The organism is Roseisolibacter sp. H3M3-2, assembly GCF_029211165.1.
Classification (GTDB): Bacteria; Gemmatimonadota; Gemmatimonadetes; order Gemmatimonadales; family Gemmatimonadaceae; genus Roseisolibacter.
In genome coordinates, this window is record NZ_JARGEK010000427.1 from 1 (window position 1) to 3,739 (window position 3,739).

Annotated in this window: 2 protein-coding genes and 1 pseudogene; all 3 read left to right on the forward strand. The window is 76.5% G+C overall.

Features of this window, described 5'->3' with window-relative positions; all coding sequences use genetic code 11:
* Window positions 1-1,447 (forward strand): annotated as a pseudogene (locus PYV61_RS22375) (hypothetical protein); the annotation flags it as partial.
* Window positions 1,448-1,611: 164 nt separating this feature from the next.
* A complete protein-coding gene (locus PYV61_RS22380) occupies window positions 1,612-3,147 on the forward strand; it encodes an SPOR domain-containing protein (protein WP_275835850.1) in 1,536 nt (511 codons plus the stop codon).
* The coding region (locus PYV61_RS22385) for a hypothetical protein (RefSeq protein WP_275835851.1) at window positions 3,144-3,739 on the forward strand (596 nt) is incomplete at its 3' end. The genes PYV61_RS22380 and PYV61_RS22385, both read left to right, overlap by 4 nt.

The window sequence follows — 3,739 nt, forward strand, 5'->3', positions numbered from 1 at the left end:
CACGGGGGCGCCGGCGGCGCCGGCGGCCGCGCCGAGCACGGTCGCGCAGGCGATCCCGGTCGACACGACGCCGGACAGCCGCTCGGTCTACCGCACGCCGGCGTCGACCTTCCGCGCCTCCGACGCGCTGCCGGCCGGCGCGGCGTCGGCCGGCGCGCCGCCGCTCAGCGTGACCGCGCTGCTCGACAGCGCCGCGCTGGCGCTCCCAGACACCGCGCGGTTCAAGGACACGCGCTACAAGGCGGGCTTCCAGCCGGAGTACATCTCGCAGCCGCAGGTCGGCGTCGGCACCAGCGCCAACTACGGGCAGCAGCTCTACGGCGGGACCACCATCGTGCTCGGCGACCTGCTGGGGAACCAGCAGCTGGCGATCAGCGCCGCCGTGAACGGGCAGATCTCCGACGCGCAGGTGTTCGCGGGATACACCAACCTCGCGCGGCGGCTGCAGTACACGACCGGCGTGTCGCAGATCCCGGTGTACTTCCTGGGGAGCCAGCCGGCGCTCGCCGGCGGCGACCCGAACACCGGCAACTTCGTCGTCGAGGACCGGATCCAGCGGCAGACGTGGCGCGACGGCTTCTGGCGCGCGCTGTACCCGCTCAACCGGTTCACGCGCTTCGAGCTGGGCGGGCGGATCACGAACGTCTCGAACTCGATCATCCCGATCCAGACGCTCTACCAGGGCGGCTACCCGGTCGACCAGCGCCTGCTCGGCTCGCGCAAGCTGGGCGGCAACACGATGCTCGCGCCGTCGTTCGCGTTCGTGCGCGACAACGCGCTGTTCGGCTACACCGCGCCGATCATGGGGCAGCGGCTGCGCTTCCAGGTGGAGCCGCAGTTCGGCGGGTGGCGGTGGGTGGACTACCTACTCGACTACCGCCGCTACGACCCGATCCTGTTCAACTGGATCACCGTCTCGACGCGCGCCTTCGCCAGCATCACGGCCGGCCGCGACGAGTACCAGTGGTACAAGTACATCGGGCGGCCGGACTTCATCCGCGGCTACAACCGCGAGCCGTACTCGCAGGGGTGCTCGGGGCAGCTCACCGGCGTGCCGAACTCCGAGGTGCAGGCCAACTGCGGCGCCGCGCAGCTGTTCGGCAGCCGCATCGCGCTGGCCAACGCCGAGATCCGCTTCCCGCTGATCCGCCGCTTCGACCTGGGCGTGCTCCCGATCGCGCTGCCGCCGATCGACGCGCTGGTCTTCTACGACGCGGGCGTGGCGTGGACGGGGAACGCGGCGCCGGGGAACCAGGCGCAGTCGGTGTCGCTCAAGCGGCCGGCCAACTACGACCTGTTCAGCCAGCGCTACCCGCTGCGCAGCTACGGCTACGGGATCCGGTTCAACCTGTTCGGCTTCGCGATCCTGCGGTGGGACTACGCGTGGCCGCTCGACAGTCCGAACCGGAAGCCGTTCGGGACCTGGTTCTTCGGCCCGAGCTTCTAGCCCCGACCGGCTCCCCCTCGACGCTCCACGCTCGACGCTGCCCCCCACCCCGCCGGCGGAGGGAGCGTCGAGCGTGGAGCGTCGAGCGTCGAGGGGGGGCGTCGAGCGGGGTGCGTCACACCGCCGGGGTTCCCGCACCTCCCGCCCCCCCGTAGGTTTGTCCCGTGCGCCCGCCCGTCCTCCTCCTGGCGGCGTCCCTGCTCGCCGCCTGCGGTCGTGGAGACCGCGGCCCCGCCTCCGAGCCCGGCGCCGGCACCGTCGCTTCGCGCGGGCCCGATCCCGTGCTGCTGCGCGTCCCGCGCGGCGGCGGGCGCGTCACGGCGGCCATCTACCCGCGCCTCGACTCGGTCGTCTGGCGCTCCGGCGAGGCCGCCCCGGCGCTGGCCCGCGTGCTCGCCTTCGACGGGGAGAGCGGCGTGCTCGCGGTGGTCGACACGGCCGGACGCCCGGCGCGGATCGACCTGCGCCTCGGCAGCGTCGCCAGCGCGGCGCGCGCCCCCTACACCGCCCTCGCCTCGGCCGACGGCGCCGCGATCTTCGGGCTGGCGGCCGACGGCAGCGTCGCCCGCCTGACGACCACCGGCGACCCGTGGACGCGCAAGCTCCCGGGCGAGGTGCAGGAGCTCTTCCCGCAGCGCGACGGCAGCGTGCTGGCCGCCGGCACGCGCGGCGGCGCCGGGTACGTCTGGCGGCTGCGCCCGCCGACCACGCGGGTCAGCGACTCGGCGAGCGTGCCCGGCGCGTCGCGCGCGCTGCGTCCCGGCGGCGCGGCCGACCGCGTCTACTTCGGCGGCGCCGACGTGCTGGTGGGGGTGCGCGCCCGCGACCTGCAGCCGCTGCGCGCCGTCCCCCTCGGCGGCCCGCTGCGCGCCGTCGCGGCCACGCCGAGCGGCGACCGCATCTTCGTCGCGCTGGCCGGGCGCGGCGCGGTCGAGGTGGTGGACCGCTTCCGCGACGCCGTGGCCGCGACGATCGAGCTGCCGAGCGAGGTGCACGAGCTGCGCGTCGACCCGCTCGGCCGCTACGTGCTCGCCCGCCCCGCGCGCGGCGACTCGGCGTGGGTGATCGCGGTCGGCGACGGCCGCGTGCTGGGCGCGGTGGCGACGGCGTGGCGCGGGGACCTGCCGCTCGTGCTCCCCGACGGCGCGATCGCCGCGGCCACCGGCGACGACGTCACGCTGCACGACGGCGCGACGCTGCGGGCGCGGTCGACGGTCGCCGGCGGCGCCGCCGACTTCTGGCACGTCGTGCTGTGGAACGGCTTCCGCCCGCGCGCCGAGGGGCTGGACGCGCCGGTGACGTTCGAGAACCGCGGCGGGCGCGACAGCGTCCCCGCCGACACGGTGCCGACCGACAGCGCCGCGCCGGCGCCGATCGACACCGCGTTCCCGGAGCCGACGCCGCCCCCCGACACGGCCGCGCCGCGCCCGCCGCGGCCGACGGTCCCGTCGCCGGGCGAGGTCGCGCTGCACGCGGGCGACAGCTACACCGTGCAGTTCGCCGCGGCGCCGTCGGAGGGGGAGGCCCGCCGCCTCGTGCGCCGGTCGCGCGCGCCGCGCGCGCCGCGCGTCGTCCCGGCGACGCGCGCGGGGCGCACCGTGTACCGCGTGGTCACCGGCCCCTTCGCCGCGCGCGCCGAGGCCGAGCGCGTGGCGCGGGCGAGCGGGATGGACTTCTGGATCTACGAGGGGATGCCGTGACCGGCCCCGGGCAGGACGCGCTCCCCGTCTGGCACGACGAGGGGCGGCGCGTGGCGTCGTCGCTCGACGCCGTGGGCTCGGCGCTGGTCGTCGGGCGCGACGCCGAGCTGGCGGCGTGGGTCGCGCTCGGGATCGCGCGCGGGCAGGCCGAGCGGCGCCGCGTCGCGGTGGCCGACCTGGTGGGCGAGGTGGCGCCGCTGCGCGCGCTGGCGCGCGAGGACGACGACCCGCACGGGATCTCGGACAGCTTCCTGTACGGCGTGTCGCTGAACCGCATCGCGCGCCCGGCCGACGAGCAGGGGAACCTGTTCGTCCTCCCGAGCGGGAGCGAGGCGGTGGCGACCGAGGAGATCTTCCGCAGCGACCGGTGGCGCCGGCTGGCCAGCGGCTTCCGCGAGGTGGACGCGCTGCTGCTGCTGGTCGCGCACGCCGACACGCCGGGGATCGACGCGCTGGCCGCCTCGGTCGACGGGATCGTGCTGGCGGGGGACGCGTCCGGCGCGCTCCCCGACGACCCGGCCCCGCTGGCGGTGGTCGGCGCGCCCATGCGCCGCGCGCGCCCCGGCACGCCGACGCCCGCCGGCGACGCGCC